Origin of the sequence: Liquorilactobacillus sucicola DSM 21376 = JCM 15457 (assembly GCF_000612445.1) — a bacterium.
GTDB classification, from domain to species: Bacteria; Bacillota; Bacilli; order Lactobacillales; family Lactobacillaceae; genus Liquorilactobacillus; species Liquorilactobacillus sucicola.
In genome coordinates this window covers 12,250-27,878 of sequence record NZ_BALC01000005.1, presented here as the reverse complement: position 1 = coordinate 27,878, position 15,629 = coordinate 12,250, and the positions used below count along the sequence as shown (strand labels likewise).

Below are 15,629 nucleotides of genomic sequence, written 5' to 3'. Positions count from 1 at the left end.
CAGAATCCATTATTATAAGCAAAAGGTCGGTGTTACTCTGTGGAAAAGATTATTTTAGATTGTGACCCAGGGCATGATGATGCAATAGCTTTAATGATGGCAGTTTTATCCCCAACCATTGATTTGAAAGCGGTAACGACATCCGCGGGGAACCAACTGCCGTCCAGAACGTTGAATAATGCAATGCGCATACTTACACTTTTGGGAGAAAAAGATATTCCAGTTGCTTCAGGAAATAGGAAACCATTGATGCGAGAGCTAAAAACGGGGGTGACAATGCATGGTGTTTCTGGGCTTGATGGGGCTGATTTGCCTCAGCCGGACTTTCCTGTTCAAACCATTCCTGCAATCGAACTAATTGCAGCAGTATTACGGCGAGAACCTGAACCGGTTACAATTGTTGTTACAGGACCATGTACTAATATTGCATTGTTTCTATCAATTCATCCAGAATTAAAGAAATCAATTAAAAAGCTGGTTGTACTTGGAGGAGGAATGGGGATTGGAAATTGGCAGCCTACAACAGAATTTAACATGTTGGTTGACCCTGAGGCAGCCAAAATTGTGTTTGATGCAGGAATTCCTTTAGTTTTATTGCCGTTAAACGTTGCATATAAAGCTGAGCTTCTTAAACAAGATTTGAGAAAAATAAAGTCACTGCGAACCAGTGTTTCTGAAGCAGTCAGTTCCTTGTTGAATTTCTACGGCTTACAGTTTAACCATGGAAATAGACATTTTAATGGGGTGCCCATATATGATCCCTGTACGATTGCTTGGTTGATAGCGCCGGAAATCTTTTCCGGCAAAGAATGCAATGTGGAGGTAGAAACCAAAGGTGAACTGACTGCTGGTGAAACGATTATAGATTACTATGAGCTGACGAAGCGCAAAAAAAACGCTTACGTGTTATTTGATATTGACCGTGAGAAATTTGCCGAGCTTGTTTTTTCTACATTAAAATTATTTTCCCAGAAAGGATGAGGGAATTATGAAAGCCTTCGGTATTAATCAATATGGAAGTTCAGGAGTTCTTGAAGAATTCACGCTTGATGTGCCGAGTATTGGAGCACACGAAATATTAGTGAAAACAAAGGCGTTTGCTGTGAATCCTTTAGATGTAGCTATCAGAGAAGGACGATTTAATAGTTCTGTTTTGCTGCTGTTCCCAACTATTTTGGGAACAGATGCAGTTGGAACGATCATTAAAGTAGGGGCGAAAGTTGAGAATTATCATGTGGGAGATGAGATAATCGCCCATGCGGGATACGGAACTTATGCAGAATATTTTTGTGTTTCACCGGAGCATATTGGTATCAGACCTAAGCAATATGATGTTTATGAAGCAGCAGGTCTGCCGCTTTCTGGCATAACAGCGTATAATGTTTTGATCCATCTAGCACAAGCCCGCGCGGGGCAAAAAATTGTGATCTTCGGAGCTTCCGGCGGTGTCGGTTCGATGGTTGTTCAGATGGCCAAAGCTTATGGATTGTCTGTGATTGGAATTGATCGAATCATCAACAAAGCATATGTTCTTAGCATTGGGGCTTATAAGTTTGTCGATATGGACAATACCGAAGAAATGTCTACTTTAAAGGACACAGCGGATATTATAATAGATGCTACTAATCACGGTTTAAGGACAGATATTGGGTTGAGTATAGTTAAAAGAAAAGGAGTGTATGTTTCTTTAACACAACTGCCTACGCAAAAAGAAAACAAGAAAAAAGTTACACTTAAAGTACTTGTTCCGCAGAAAAAGTATCTTGATCGTGATGCTTTTGCGGCAATTTCACTGATGATTAGAAATAAACAGCTTTACACACGGATAGATAAGGTGCTTAATTTTAATTTAGAAGATATCAGAAAAGGTCAAGATTATGTAGCGGAAGGGAAACATAGTGGGAAAGTTATTGTTAGCCTAGTAGATAAAAAGTGATTTGGTTTTGCGGGCATGAAAAGTGCAACTACAACCTAACATATTGTTTCACATGAAACTTTTCAAGTGCTTAATGAAGTTGGGCGGCAATGTATAGGGGGCAACACATGGATCTGATTTACAAAATTCCTAGGGGGGCTGCTGAAGCGGTCGAGTTGTGGCAGCTGATGACTCAGCTGGATAGTGAAACACATTTTATGATGTATGAACCTGGCGAGAGAGACAAGTTGTCTGTTGGAGCAAAGCAGCTAGAAAAGGTTATTGAGGGAGCTAATCAAAAAACAGACTTCTTGGAAACTGTCATTAAAAATGGCAAAATGATCGGTTATCTATCAGCTGAGCGAGGAAGACCACGGCGAATAAGACATACGGTTTATGTAGTTATTGGTATTCTTGCGGCTTATCGAGGTCAAAAAATTGGAACGAGATTGTTTCGCGATATGGGTGTATGGGCGCGAAACAACGATGTTAAACGTCTAGAGCTAACTGTTATGCAGGATAACATAGTTGCACAACATTTGTACGAAAAAAATGGATTCGTCATTGAAGGTACACGAAAAGAGGCGTTACTTGTTGACGGGCAATATGTAAATGAATACTATATGTCCAAAATATTATAGGTAGAGGCAGTTTCTAAGCAGACTAACTAATTCATTAATTTATTATTCCACTTTATTAGAAAAGGCATATCTTTAAGGCAAAGAGCTTTGAAGATGTGTCTTATTTTTGCTGATAATCTTGTACAAACATGCTAGAATTTAAACCATTTATGGATTAAAAGTAGATTTGCTGCAATTAAAACAATAATAAACGGCAGGAATAAAAAGACCTTTTCTGGATTAACTAGGTGACTATCCTGCCACAGCATTCCGCTTGTTATCAAAAAAGAAATGATACCTAAGTTTAGACTGGGAACATAGCTTTGCAGCAGCAGAGCCTGCGCAACATGAATTAAAATATCCAGATTATAGGCTAGCATTATAGTGAAATAAAGATTAAGTACTTGCGCCTGCCAGCAAATAAGCATAATAATCAGCAAGAGCATATATTCTTCCAGCACCAGCAAAGTAAAAATTTTAGCGCTGCTGTTCGGAAGCAGTCGAATAAACTGATTATTTTTTTGCGCTTTGATTTTTGCGATCCAAGTAGGTATAAATGCAATTTCTTCCAGTTCTTGCAGCATAAAAAAAGTGTTTATCAATAATACTCCAATCTGAATAGTTAATAACCGAGTTTCTCCTATAAAGATAACAGTAATTTATGATTTTAAAAATATCAAAAATAGAAAATGACCATAGGGCGTATGCTTAAAGAGATTAATTTTTGAGTGTATGTGCTAAGATGAAAGCGGTCCAATGTAGTGACTAATGTGAATGAAATCTACGAACAAGGGGAGTGAGTGTTATTAAAATCAAGGTAATAGCAATTGATATTGATGATACATTGGTGGATGAAGAAAAGAAACTGACTGATTCCGTAAAGATTGCAATAAAGAAAGCCAAGTCAGCTGGAATCAAGGTCGTACTCTGTACAGGACGCCCCTTAGCAGGCGTCTTGCCACTTTTAGAGCAGTTGCAATTAGGTGGTCAGCAAGAGCAGTATGTCGTTAGTTTTGGGGGATCTTTGGTGCAGACTACAGATGGAAAAATTATTTCATCTGTTCCACTCGGTTATGAGGCTTATGTTGATCTAGAATATTTAGCACGAAAAAAGGGTCTTCATTTTCATGCGATTAGCAAGGATAGAATATATACGGCTGATCGAGATATCGGAGAGTACACAATATATGAATCTAGTTTGGTATCTTTAAATGTTTCCTATCGAACACCTGCGGAAATGCGTGGTGTCAAAATTGTCAAGGCAATGTTTGTTGACCAGTCCGAAGTTTTAGATGCGGCGCTGCAAGATTACACGGAATTTGCAAAATTGGAAGACAGAGTTACCTTTACAAGAAGCACACCATTTTATTATGAGGCAAATGCGAAAGGAGTTAGCAAAGGAAGTGCACTTAAGAAACTTTGCGAAGAGTTAAACCTGACAGCAGATAATTTGATGGCAATTGGGGATGGAGGCAATGATTTGAGCATGATCGAGTATGCAGGAATCGGCGTTGCAATGGGGAATGCTATTCCAGAATTAAAAAAATCTGCACAAATAATTACAGCGGATAATAACCATGACGGTGTAGCACGGGCTATTGAAAAATATGCATTGAATTAGCGAAATGCAGCGATGTCGAGCTTATCTTACAAAACAGAATTTATAGGAATAGCGGAGACCAAGTAATATTACTTGACCTTCTTATGCTGCGTGCTAATATATATCGTATGCGACTATTATTTAACGACAGACGCTTAATTATTTGAATTTTTGTGGCATGCACTGATTATAATGGCAGATTTAGTGAGAAGGTCTAGATGACCTTTTAGAATTAAACTAAGGATCGCTAAGTATAATTTGAACATATGAAAAAGGAGACAAAGCTTATGAAAGCAATTGTAATTGACGAATATGGTTCTGCTGAAAAGCTTCATGAAGCAGAGCTTGAAGTACCCCAGATCGCTGCGGATGAGGTTTTAGTGAAAGTAGTAGCAACCAGTATCAATCCGATTGATTGGAAAGCACGCCAAGGAATGCTGAAGGCCATGTTTAATTGGAGTTTTCCAGTTGTCTTAGGTTGGGATCTAGCAGGAATCATTACTGAAGTAGGAAAAGATGTTACTTCATTCAAGATAGGAGATGAAGTTTTTGCCCGTCCGGATATCTATCAGGACGGCAAACGCGGAACCTATGCTGAGTTTGCAGCAGTTAAAGAAGACAAATTGGCACTAAAGCCTGAGAGGGTTTCATTTGAGGAAGCGGCGGCAATTCCACTTGCTGGATTGACAGCATGGCAGGTCGTTGTGGATCAGTTAAAAGTTAAAAAAGGCGAAAAAATATTGATTCAGGCTGGTGCCGGTGGTGTAGGAATATTTGCAATCCAGATCGCTAAGTACCTAGGAGCGTATGTCGCGACGACAGCGAGCCCGAAAAACAATGAGCTTTTAAGACGATTGGGAGCAGATGTGGTTATTGATTACCATACTACTTCAGTTAAAGATGTGCTAAAAGATTATGACGCAGTTTTTGATACTATTGATCAGATAGATGAAGGGTTAAGTATTTTAAAACCTGAAGGACGTCTTGTAACGATTGCTGGTCAACCAACTGAAAAGCAGCAGGCTGGAACGCAGTCTGTTTCAGCTTGGTGGTTACAGCCTAATGGAAAAGAATTAAGTGACTTGGGCAAGCTAGTTGAACAAGGCAAAGTCAAGGTAATAATTGATAGTACTTTCGATCTGTCGGCTAATGGTCTGCGAGAAGCTCATAAGCGTAGCGAAAGTCATCACGCTCAAGGGAAAATCGTAATTAAAAATTAAAAATAAAAAAATCTTTTATGAAGATAAAGTTAAGATTGCCACCGCAATTTTTAGAGGGAGCTGTGCCAAAAGTGAAATTTTGGCACAGCCCCTCTTTTATTAATTTAGAACATCAGAATAATTTTATTAAAACTGAGTTTCAGTAAAACATTTTAAACCGCTGAGAATAAGAAAGAAGTAGGCAGAACCCGCTATTATGAATGAATATTTTCTATTAACATTTCTCAAACATTTTAGAAACAAATTATAGATATTCTTAAGATATTATGAATTTGTGGTTGGAAGAGATAATAATCTAAGGAGGATAGAACAATGAAAAAAAGTAGTTTCGTAGCACTTATGCTGGGAATTATCAGTGTCCTGTTGCTAGGAAGCGGGATGTCCATGACATCAATTCAAGAATGGAATGCATTCATTCCTGGAATCGTGCTCGGATGTCTTGGAATACTGCTGGGACTGGCTACTATCATAGTCTGGCGCAAGATGGAACATAAGACACCAGTCAAAGTCAACATAAAAACTGTTTTAACATTATTAATTGGAATAGTTGGGGCTTTGATACTAGGAACCGGAATGTGTTTAATAATGATCTGGGACCTTTTAATTATAGGAATTATTGTAGGAGTTATAGGAATATTCAGTTTGGTGGGACTGATTCCACTCGTAAAAGGATTAAAATAATAACGTAAAAAAGGAGCAGTAATATTATGACAGAAAACAAGGATTTTTTTAAGAAGGCATTCAGTAATATGAAAGAGGAAGCAGGGAAACAGAAAAAAATTGACAGAGAAAATTTCAATGCAGTGAAAGCTGATTCAAAGTCCAGATTCGAGGAGGCTAAAAAAGCTGACCCAGATTTTGAAGAGTTTAAAAACGCAAAAGGTTTGAAAGGCAAATTGAATACGTTGCTCTCGCACGCCGAAAGAAATAGCAAAGAAGTTAGGCAGGAAAATCGTAAGGAATATGAAGAGATGTTAAGAGATATGCGAGCTCACATTAACGAAAACTTTGATGAAAAGAATAAGTAACAGCTGGATAAGCGAGCATCAGCGTGTCAGGGAAGTAGACAGAAAATAATTTTTAAGCGTCTGTTCATTTAGTGCGAGTTAAAAGCAAAAGTAATATATATGCTTAACGCCTGTGAATAGGCGCTTTTTAGTTTAGATAGCACAGCAGATGTTTTTTAGGAGGGATGCTTAATGTTGAAAAGGAGACCTAGTAATGAGAAAAAACATCTGAGAAGCTGTTACACAAAGTCTCTGCTCATCACAAAGCTTCCTTTTGCTGCTAGTGTACTTATTGGTCTTGGCAAAATGATATGCGGTATATTTTTTTCTTCACAGTGGTTTATTATCACAGCAATATATTATTTGGTGCTCTGTTCAGCGAGAAAACATATACTCAAAAAAGATGAAAGTATTAGTCAATTGGATACAGACACTGCGAAATTCGAGCAGCAATTTAAATTATTTCGCCACAGTGGTATTTTTATTTGCTTAATCGCCATTATTTACTTACTGGTCTGTCTCTACATGCTTTTTTTCAATAAAACTATTTTGTATCCAGATTATGTCATATATGGCTTAACGACCATAACTTTTTACAAACTTGGGGCCGCTTTTTACAAAGTGACCGATAGTTTAAGAGAAAAGGATTCTGCTGAATTAGCAATAAGAATAATAAGTTTCATTGATGCCGTAGTTTCTATTGTAATGGTACAATGTGCGCTATTGACGCTGGAAGGTTCCAGATTTGCAAGTACAAGCAGCTCAATATTTGGTATGGGCTGCAGCAGCTTGTTCTTCCTAGTCGGACTCGCAATGATTTTGCGAAAAAAGAAATATCCTGAAAAGGTGTTGCTTGAGCAGAAGAAGCGTGTGGCTGACAAGTAAAAAGCTACAGGACTGCTAGCAAAGAAATTAACATTTCTAAAACAAGTTTTAAACGTTTTCAAAACATTAACAAGATAAGATCAGATTATAATTAATAGTCCCAAGAATTAATTTTAAAAGCTGGATAAAGAGATCTTTTAGAAAAACATGTATTATGTAAGGAGGAGCTAACGATGCTTTTAGATGACAGGAAAAATAAACTAACAGAGATTATCGCGGCACAGATAATAAGTGTTATCTACCCACTTGTTATAGCACGGACAGATAAAGGCCAGTACTTGCCGGTTAATTTGTCTAAAAAGGAACGACATGATCCTTTGCTGTGGAGATCATTGGAGAGTGTGCGAAGGGCCAAGCTATGGGTTCCGCTTACTTTTCAACATCACCTGTGCAAAGATGGTTGGTTGCTTAATAACTGAGGATTGGAAGTTTTGAAGACTTGTGTAGAGATAAAGGTGATCGTATCAGAAATAAAGTTTTGAACGCTTGTCAATTCGTTTTAGGTATGTTTTTGGTGTGTTTGACTGCATGGTGGATAACTGATTTTTCAATTTTTAAAGTAGCGGATCTGAATCAGACAATAACACTCTCAACCAAAACTATAGTGGTTGTGGCAACGTCAAGTCAATTTGAGACTGGGATCGTACTTATATTTCAAAATTATATTAAAAACGAAATTCAGGATTGGAGTTGCTTCTTCTTGATCGTTTCGGGAGCCCTATTTGTTCCCTTTGGGTTCTGGAATCCGCAAACACCTCTGATTCTTTATGGGTCACTAGGGTGCATGGCAGGGCTCGCAAGTATATTAATACGAGGATTGAAAAGATAATTTGCGGCTGTCACTGGATCGCGAAGAGGGATCTTATTATTGCGGGATTTACCTTAGCTGAGATAAGCTTAATTCGATTCTTGAAATTAAGCTTTTTTGCTATATATAAATTAAACAATAAAAAACTTTATGCACTAATTTGAAATGTTTGCAAGTGCTAGACTTTAGGTAACATTTTTGCTGGAACCACCACTCACAAAGTATACATCGAGAGTTTAAGTTTTGGTCATTGCAAAGATCTAACTACAAAAATACCCCAGAGTTAAAGGCTTTCCACTTTAACTTTAAGGTATTCCTCATGTTGCCCCAGTTACTTTAAATGTTGTTTTTGCTCAATACAGTAGCAAGAGATGGCACAGACGGTGTATTCAGATTTGGGCATGCGGTGTTTCGAACATGATTTCCTCAGATACTTTATGAGCGATATTGTACTCGCTCAAAATGTTCGATAGGGTCTTGCAATAGACATTACTATTGAAACTTTGCTGCATATCAACAAAAATTTTCCCGTTAGTTGCTAGTACTTGAACCGATAGTCCTTTTGTCCCGCTCATATAAGTATGCATCTCGTCAATATACTTTTCAAAACCACCTAATTTAGTTTGTCCAGAATAACTGAGGATAAAAGAGTTGATAATCATGTTGTTGAAAAAGGAAAACATTTCCTGTTTAGCTTTATGAGTCTTGAGACTGTCTAGTTTATCGAACAGATGAATCATTTTTAGGATATCTGTTTCCAAGCTTGCAGGCTGTTTGTGTTCCCTGATTAATTCGCGGTATTTTGTTGCCAATGCAGTAAAATCTTTATCACTTAAAATATCTGTGTTACAAGGTAAAGCAATGCTGCCGACACAGTTTCTAAATGATTCTTTATGAACAGCTCCTTGGCGCAGATCACTGGCCATATTTGCAACAACGGGAAGTTCTATGTCGGGATAAACTCTGCGAATTGCTTGTTGCAACATGATGGCAAGTGCGATCGCCAATGAAGCATTATGTGCTTTAGCAAAATGCATGAAGTCTTCCTGATTAATTACTAGTTCATAGCGGCAGCTTTTATCTCCAATTTCATTGTGTTTGGACTCAATTAGCTGGTGCCCATTGTGATTGATTTGCGGCGTTTCCTGTTGTTCTTGCTTAATTTGCTGAAAGTTTTCGAAGGGTTCAAGCAACTCGCCTGGATTCAACGGATCATCGCTTTTGCTAATTTCATCAATTAATGGGAAAGTCTTGGTTTTAAGTGCAAAATAATAATATAGTAATGTTTCAACGAAGGGTTTAATTCCCCTACCATCAGTCATCGCGTGGTGATAAGCGATCAAAATCCTCCTTTTCTTAAAAATAATATCTATCAGATGCTTATTAACACTATTGCTGCCGAGTTCACGTAATTCATCAGTTTCTGCTACAACAACAGGCAGCTTGTTGTGTGCTAGGTAGTAATTACTGTTCTTTTCGATTAACTTACTAGTGAAATATGGAAAACGCTGCAACGACAGATTGACAGCCTGTTGTAAAGTCTGTTGTTCGACGTCTTCAGTCAGCCTAATTTCAAAAATCATGCTTCTTGCACCATTTTTAGTGTATAAAAAAGATTGTCCAGAAGTTATTTTGGCATTGTCTGCCAAAACAGCTAGATAGTCCTGACCATTTTTAGTTTCAAAAATACTTTGATAAGTGACTTTTTTTGTAATTGTAGTCATAGTAATCTGCTCCTTCAAGGTATGCTTATTTGGGTTACCGAGTTACACCTTGCTTATCAAGGTTGACCTTAATATAGATTAGGTGTGTTACCGAGTTGTTTGAGAAGTGTTTTCAAAATGTTAAACGGCATAAAACTCAGTAAATGTCTAAAGAATGTGTAGAAAGCACGTTACTCAAGTGAGAGATCTTTTTAATAGTTTTTGAAGACTGCATTTTTCAGCTGAGAGAAATTAGGTGTTTGAAGATCTAATATGTATACTATAAATAAAAAAACATTGATTTCTTTAAGGGAGATTTAACTTATGGCAAATATTCTTGTGGTAGAAGATGATACAAAGTTCAATCAGATAGTTTGCACTTATCTGAATAATCATGGACAAAATGCCCAAGGAGCACTTGGAGCACAAGATGCGTATGATAAGATGTATAACCAATTATTTGATTTGATTATTTCCGATGTAATGATGCCTGATATTGATGGTTTTGAGTTCGCACAAACTGTGCGCGAAATAAATCCGGGTATCCCAATTTTATTTGTAACGGCGCGAGATGATATTCAGTCCAAGCAGCTTGGATTTGAATCTGGGATTGACGATTATATGGTGAAACCGATCAACATGGTGGAACTTTTAATGAGGATCAAAGCCTTATTACGAAGATCCAATATTGCAGATGATCGCCGACTTAAGATTGGAAATATGGTGTTAAATTCAGATTCAGTAAGTATAACTGTCGAAGACAAAGACATCCCAGTAACTGTGCGTGAATTCAACATTTTATTCAAATTACTTTCCTATCCGAACAAAACGTTTTCACGGGCACAGTTACTGGATGAATTCTGGGGTGTAGACAGCACTACAAGTTTGCGTGCAGTTGACGTCTATATTACCAAAATTAGAAATAAGTTTTCAGATTTTAACGACTTTGAGATTGTAACGGTTCATGGGCTAGGTTATAAGGCGGTTATTAAATGATAACAAAGAAAAAGGGAGAAAAAAAAACGACGATAAGCAACATTTCACTGAAGGGGTATCTAGGCAGTCTTGTTGGATTAATGATCGTTTCCTCTCTGCCAGTTTTGCTATATGGTGAGTATCTTCATGAATTAGCCAGCAGTTATTTGAAGTGGTACCTGCTATTGTATTGGCTGCTAGTGTCGCTTGTTTTTACTGGGGTCATTGCTTACCAAAAATATATTGCTTTTGATGTTCCACTCAAACGTCTGAGTGAGGCGACGAAACAAGTCGCGAAAGGGGACTTTTCGATATATCTGAAGCCAATGCATTCAGCACAAAAATACAATGAACTTGATTATATGTTTGAAAACTTTAACACGATGGTTGAGGAACTGGGTTCAACAGAAACGCTAAAAAATGATTTTGTGGCTAATGTTTCCCACGAATTTAAAGCTCCGCTGGCGGTGATAAAGAGTTATGCCGGAGTTTTACAGGAGCAGGTTCCCCAAGACGGTGAATTAGATGATTATGTAGAAACTATTATAGCTGAAACCGACAAGATGGCCTTGCTAGTAACGAATGTTTTAAAGCTGAATAAAATAGAAAATCAAATTATTCAAACAACTACGAAAGAATACGATGTCAGCCGGCAATTAGTTGATATGATTTTAACTTTTGAAAAGGTTTGGGAAGAAAAAAAAGTGACCATCAACGTGGAAGTACCGGACGATATTTTTGTAAAAGCTGACGCTGAAATGATGGAAATCGTCTGGCAGAATTTATTGAGTAATGCCTTCAAATTTACTCCTACTGGCGGAACTGTTTCGGTTAAAGCACATAAAAATAGCGATGGGGTTGAAGTTGAAGTAATTGATACGGGAAGCGGGATGGATAAGGAAACTGCTAAGCGAGTGTTTGATAAATTTTATCAAGGGGACACATCACATTCTGAAAAGGGGAATGGCCTAGGGCTAACGCTAGTTGAGCGAATTATAACACTAATGAATGGAACTGTGAGTCTAAGCAGTAAAGTTGGAAAGGGGAGTAATTTCAAAATATGGCTCCCAGTTTCAGATAATCGATAATTAACATTATTCAAACAGTTCGCACAAGTTTTTCCTGTACAATGTAAGTGGTGGAAAATAAGGCTAAGAATTTAACGATAGGTGTGAAGAAAATGAATAAACAACAATTTATTGGTTATGAGTATCGCAAGCTTTTAGTTGATAAAGAATTCAGCGACGTTTATATTGATGCTTATCCTAATTTTGGCTGGGAGGTTGAGATGGAAGGTAAAGCCAAGGAGCGTCCTAACAAAGTTCAATTCAGTATGAAGAGAAATCGCAAGTTGTTAAATCAAGCAGAACTTAAACGGTTGCAGAATAAATTTGAAGCAAGTATGTCAGATGTTGAAAGAATGGAAAAACAGAAGAAACTATTTCCAACAATTCAGGCATGTTTGCTTGGACTTTTTGGAACGTTTTTTATGGCGGGAGCGGTTTTCGCAAGTAATGCTGGTTCGCTGCTGTTTATGATCTTCCTTGGAATTCTAGGATTCTTGGGATGGATACTGCCAATTCCTTTATATAGAATCCAGTTTGGACGTGCCAGTCGCAGGCTCCAACCATTGATTGACGAAGAATATGATGTGATATATAAGATTTGTGAGAAAGCATACGGATTAAGCCATTTTGAATAATTTATAAGAAGCAAATATATTTTTATAAGCAACCCAGAACGAAAGAATCAATGTTCTGGGTTTTTTGGTGTTTAAAAGAAAAATAAAAAACTTAATTAACATTACTCAAACATCTTGAAAACATTTAGTAAATATTGTGGGTATAAATTAAGGGCATAGTTAATTGACGGAAGAAAATGTTAGCGAGGGAGAGAGGAAAAATGGAAGAAAAACAGTATGATTATAAAAAAATCACCGTCGAGCGTAAATACGCACCTAATTATATTGATGGCTATGAAGGTTTTGGTTGGGAATTGAAAGGAATAAGTTACCACAAGGATCGCTTTGATGGAGCAAAAGTAACTTTGAAATTTCGAAGGAGCGCCCAAATTCCAAATAAGTCGGAATTGTCAGAATTGCAACGCAGATTTGAGTTTAAAATGAAAGAAATTAGTCATATGAATAAGGCAAGAAACTTTCTGGCAGCGGCAGTTGCATATGTGATTGGTGTTGCAGGAACAGTGCTGCTGCTAGGCTCCATCCTAGCGTTTGTTTTGTCGTTTGGAGTTGTTGCAGTTGCATTAGTAGTTATGGGGTTAATAGGCTGGTTGATAGCATATCCAAGCTATAAAAATGCTAGAAAAAGAAAAACAGCAGAAATTTCTCCTTCAATCACGCAACGATTCAAGGAGATCAATCGTTTGAAAAAAAATGCGGGACAATTGTTACCGCTAGTGTAAGCAAACTGACTGACACGAAAAACTAATGATAATAAAGCATAAGGGAAGATTAATATGAAGAATTTATTGGGAAAAACAGGTATTTGGATATCAAAACACGCCAAGTTGGTAATAGCAGTTGTTTTAATAGTTGTCGGGATCTCGATTGCTGCTGGGATGCATGTTGGCTCGGATTTCAAAAGCGGCGGGATGTCGATTAAGGGCTCGCAGTCGGAGAAAGCAAACCGTTTGATGAAGAAAGAATTTCCAGCGGCTAACCAGAAGGGGGGACAGGTCACTGTTGTTCTACATTCCAAAAATGGAGCTAAGCTGACAACTCCAGAAAACATGCAAACTATTCACAAGATGCTTGCAAAAGTTAAAGAGGACAAAAAAGTCAAATCCGTTGTTCCGCCAGAAATGTTGCGAAATTACAGTAAAGACGGCAAGACAGCATACGGTTTGGTGATTTACAAACAAAAGGGCGAGAAGGTTTCACAAAAAACCGTCAAGAAGTTAATGAAATCTATCAAGACGACGCGTGAAAAACAAATTCAAACAGAGCTAACCTCAACAGATGTGACTATATCTGAGATTGATAACGGCGAGCGTGCTGAATTTGTCGGAATTATTGTTGCTTTTGCTGTCTTAGCAATTACATTTGCCTCACTCCTGATTGCAGGTTTGCCTATTTTATCGGCTCTTTTAGGTCTGATCGTTGGTGTGATGCTTGTCTTTATTGCCAGTCACTTCTTGCCGGTTGCTTCATTTGCATTATCGTTAGTTGGAATGATGGGGTTAGCTGTCGGAATCGATTATGCTTTGTTCATTGTTTCGCGGTACCGCCAAGAGTTAGAAGAGGAGCCTGACAGGTCAAAGGCATTAGCGAAAACGATGTCGACAGCTGGGACGGCTGTTTTGTTTGCGGGAGTCACAGTTATCATTGCACTTTTAGGGATGTCGGTTCTTGGGATTGCGATGCTAAGCGCAATGGGAATAACAGCGGCGATAGCAGTCGCTACTGCTATTATAACTTCCTTGACGCTGGTGCCAGCACTATTGAGTTTGCTGGGTGACCGTGTTTCGTCAAATAAGGGCAATCGGATTATAAAATTAACACACAAATTGCGGATCGAAGGCGGTTGGGGCAAACTTATAACGAAATATAAAATACTTTTCACAGTTGTGATAATTGGTGGCCTAGGTGTTTTGACCGTGCCATTTACACATATCAATCTAGGTTTACCAAATGATGCAGTTAAATCAACACATCTTACAGAGCGTCGAGCACATGATTTGATGACGAAGGCTTACGGCAAGGGAAGTCAGTCAACATTGGCAGTTTTGGCAAAGACCTCTGATCAACAAGACACACAAAAAGTCGTTCAAAAAATAAGTAAGTTAAAAAATGTCAAATCTGCAACACCTATGATGTCGAGCAAAGACAATAAGTACCAAATGATCACAGTAATGCCGAAAACTGATTCAAACAGTGTTAAAACAAAGAATTTGGTTCATAAAATCCGCAGCTATTCTCACAAGGACAAGCTGCCGAAGTTATTAGTGACAGGATCAACGGCAATTAATATTGATATGTCAGATGCACTGATGAAAGCTTTGCCTAAATTTGCGATACTGATTGTTGGTTTTGCGTTCATACTGTTAATGATGATCTTTCGTTCATTGTTGATACCGCTGGTCGCAGTATTAGGGTTTGTATTATCATTAGGAGCTACCTTAGGGACAGTGGTGTACATCGTGCAGGATGGTAATTTCATCAATTTACTGAATATTCCTGCTAAAAGCAGCGTTTTGAATTTTTTGCCGGTGCTGGTTATTGGTATCATGTTTGGACTGGCGATGGATTATGAGGTTTTCTTAGTCAGCCGAATGCGTGAGGAGTACGTGAAGAGCAAGAACACTAAGAAAGCAGTCATTTCGGGAATGAAAAAAAGCGGGACAGCGATCGTTGCAGCTGCTTTGATTATGATGGCGGTTTTCTCAGGCTTTATATTTGCGAGTGATGCAATTGTTAAGTCAATGGGATTGGCCTTGACGTTAGGAATCTTGTTTGATGCAGTTTTTATCAGACTTATCCTAGTTCCATCAACCATTGCCCTCTTTGGTAAAGCCAGCTGGTATCTGCCTAAGTGGCTCGATAAAATATTACCTAATATTTCAATCGATTAATCCGTTTTCGAACATATTAAAAAGGTGCGCTAAAAGTCTATCGACTGATTAGCGCACTTTTTAGTGTGTATTTTGAAGAGCGGTCTAAATCGGTATTTTTAAAAAATATAGAAAGCCGACAGGGAAAGGCAATATTAAGCGAAATTCCCATTGGTATAAATAGCTGAGTTAGTAAATATTACTTGATTATATAAAATCAAGCAGCATTAGTAGAGTTGTACAGCGAGTTAAGAGAATTCTTTATCCTGCTGTAAATTCTACTATGTTTCTTTTTTTATATTTTAATGATACTCAATCTGTATGTAC

General features: G+C 37.9%; 17 protein-coding genes. 15 read left to right on the top strand and 2 right to left on the bottom strand.

Annotated elements, in window-relative coordinates; translation table 11 throughout:
* The first annotated feature begins 39 nt into the window (after positions 1–39).
* The 3 genes from rihA (at position 40) to JCM15457_RS08590 (ending at position 2,556) form a co-directional block, all read left to right on the top strand.
* The gene (rihA, locus tag JCM15457_RS08600) at positions 40–981 is read left to right on the top strand and encodes a pyrimidine-specific ribonucleoside hydrolase RihA (RefSeq protein ID WP_034989327.1); all 942 of its coding nucleotides are present in this window, start codon (positions 40–42) and stop codon (positions 979–981) included.
* Between the two features lie 7 nt (positions 982–988).
* Positions 989–1,936, top strand: a complete 948-nt coding sequence (locus JCM15457_RS08595; protein WP_034989325.1) for an NADP-dependent oxidoreductase — start codon at positions 989–991, stop codon at positions 1,934–1,936.
* 107 nt (positions 1,937–2,043) lie between these two features.
* Positions 2,044–2,556 carry a GNAT family N-acetyltransferase gene (locus JCM15457_RS08590; RefSeq protein WP_034989322.1) on the top strand — a complete coding sequence of 171 codons (513 nt, stop codon included), beginning with the start codon at positions 2,044–2,046 and terminating at the stop codon, positions 2,554–2,556.
* A gap of 131 nt (positions 2,557–2,687) precedes the next feature.
* On the opposite strand, the gene JCM15457_RS08585 is transcribed toward JCM15457_RS08590, so the two are convergent.
* Positions 2,688–3,137: an HXXEE domain-containing protein gene (locus JCM15457_RS08585; protein ID WP_235725656.1), complete on the bottom strand. Its 450-nt coding sequence runs from the start codon at positions 3,135–3,137 to the stop codon at positions 2,688–2,690.
* A 203-nt stretch (positions 3,138–3,340) separates the two neighbouring features.
* Between JCM15457_RS08585 and yidA the strand changes: the two genes are divergently transcribed.
* From yidA to JCM15457_RS08550, 7 genes are all read left to right on the top strand, one after another.
* On the top strand, positions 3,341–4,156 hold the full coding sequence (gene yidA, locus JCM15457_RS08580) for a sugar-phosphatase (protein WP_152537308.1): 816 nt from the start codon (positions 3,341–3,343) through the stop codon (positions 4,154–4,156).
* Positions 4,157–4,422: 266 nt separating this feature from the next.
* The gene (locus JCM15457_RS08575; protein WP_034989316.1) at positions 4,423–5,355 is read left to right on the top strand and encodes an NADP-dependent oxidoreductase; all 933 of its coding nucleotides are present in this window, start codon (positions 4,423–4,425) and stop codon (positions 5,353–5,355) included.
* Positions 5,356–5,667: 312 nt separating this feature from the next.
* Positions 5,668–6,036 carry a hypothetical protein gene (locus tag JCM15457_RS08570; protein WP_034989315.1) on the top strand — a complete coding sequence of 123 codons (369 nt, stop codon included), beginning with the start codon at positions 5,668–5,670 and terminating at the stop codon, positions 6,034–6,036.
* Positions 6,037–6,104: 68 nt separating this feature from the next.
* Positions 6,105–6,383 carry a hypothetical protein gene (locus JCM15457_RS08565; RefSeq protein WP_152537304.1) on the top strand — a complete coding sequence of 93 codons (279 nt, stop codon included), beginning with the start codon at positions 6,105–6,107 and terminating at the stop codon, positions 6,381–6,383.
* A 171-nt stretch (positions 6,384–6,554) separates the two neighbouring features.
* Positions 6,555–7,247, top strand: a complete 693-nt coding sequence (locus JCM15457_RS08560; protein ID WP_051993401.1) for a hypothetical protein — start codon at positions 6,555–6,557, stop codon at positions 7,245–7,247.
* A 173-nt stretch (positions 7,248–7,420) separates the two neighbouring features.
* Entirely contained in the window at positions 7,421–7,666 is a 246-nt protein-coding gene (locus JCM15457_RS08555) for a hypothetical protein (protein WP_034989313.1), read from the top strand.
* Positions 7,667–7,686: 20 nt separating this feature from the next.
* Entirely contained in the window at positions 7,687–8,076 is a 390-nt protein-coding gene (locus JCM15457_RS08550) for a hypothetical protein (protein WP_034989312.1), read from the top strand.
* Positions 8,077–8,444: 368 nt separating this feature from the next.
* On the opposite strand, the gene JCM15457_RS08545 is transcribed toward JCM15457_RS08550, so the two are convergent.
* On the bottom strand, positions 8,445–9,779 hold the full coding sequence (locus tag JCM15457_RS08545) for a hypothetical protein (RefSeq protein WP_034989311.1): 1,335 nt from the start codon (positions 9,777–9,779) through the stop codon (positions 8,445–8,447).
* 303 nt (positions 9,780–10,082) lie between these two features.
* Here JCM15457_RS08545 and JCM15457_RS08540 point away from each other — a divergent pair, with 303 nt between their 5' ends.
* From JCM15457_RS08540 to JCM15457_RS08520, 5 genes are all read left to right on the top strand, one after another.
* The gene (locus tag JCM15457_RS08540; protein ID WP_034989310.1) at positions 10,083–10,754 is read left to right on the top strand and encodes a response regulator transcription factor; all 672 of its coding nucleotides are present in this window, start codon (positions 10,083–10,085) and stop codon (positions 10,752–10,754) included.
* Positions 10,751–11,821: a HAMP domain-containing sensor histidine kinase gene (locus JCM15457_RS08535; RefSeq protein ID WP_034989309.1), complete on the top strand. Its 1,071-nt coding sequence runs from the start codon at positions 10,751–10,753 to the stop codon at positions 11,819–11,821. The genes JCM15457_RS08540 and JCM15457_RS08535 overlap by 4 nt, the downstream gene beginning before the upstream one ends.
* Before the next feature lie 92 nt (positions 11,822–11,913).
* A complete protein-coding gene (locus JCM15457_RS08530) occupies positions 11,914–12,435 on the top strand; it encodes a hypothetical protein (RefSeq protein WP_034989307.1) in 522 nt (173 codons plus the stop codon).
* Positions 12,436–12,635: 200 nt separating this feature from the next.
* Entirely contained in the window at positions 12,636–13,154 is a 519-nt protein-coding gene (locus JCM15457_RS08525) for a hypothetical protein (protein WP_034989305.1), read from the top strand.
* 54 nt (positions 13,155–13,208) lie between these two features.
* Positions 13,209–15,323 carry an MMPL family transporter gene (locus tag JCM15457_RS08520; RefSeq protein ID WP_034989303.1) on the top strand — a complete coding sequence of 705 codons (2,115 nt, stop codon included), beginning with the start codon at positions 13,209–13,211 and terminating at the stop codon, positions 15,321–15,323.
* The last annotated feature ends 306 nt before the right edge of the window (positions 15,324–15,629 follow it).